We start from the raw sequence: 490 nt of genomic DNA on the forward strand, positions 1-490 counted from the left end.
TATACTCAGTAGAATATGCTCCCACGCTGCCGCCGGTATGCAGTAATCGCGATCAGCTCATCCATAATTCTCTCACTCACATAAAGAACGCGTCTGAAGCGCTCGAACGGACACCGAAGCCCGAAATCCTGATTTCGACCGCGTTTCGACCGGGTATTCGCATCAGCGTGGCTGGCGTCGCCGAACGGATCTCGCTACCGCTCGAAATCCTCATCGAGGACAATGGACCGGGCGTGCCGCAGGATATCCTGCGGCACGCCCGGTCCATTGTCCTCGATGAGGATTTCGAGCGGTAGCGAGATCCGTTCGGCGACGCCAGCCACGCTGATGCGAATACCCGGTCGAAACGCGGTCGAAATCAGGATTTCGGGCTTCGGTGTCCGTTCGAGCGCTTCAGACGCGTTCTTTATGTGAGTGAGAGAATTATGGATGAGCTGATCGCGATTACTGCATACCGGCGGCAGCGTGGGAGCATATTCTACTGAGTATA

Annotated in this window: 1 pseudogene; it reads right to left on the reverse strand. The window is 55.9% G+C overall.

What is annotated here, in order from left to right:
* Positions 1 to 194 precede the first annotated feature (194 nt).
* A pseudogene (locus tag VE26_RS18885) lies at positions 195 to 490 on the reverse strand (ATP-binding protein); the annotation flags it as partial.

This window comes from Devosia chinhatensis (assembly GCF_000969445.1).
Lineage (GTDB): Bacteria > Pseudomonadota > Alphaproteobacteria > Rhizobiales > Devosiaceae > Devosia > Devosia chinhatensis.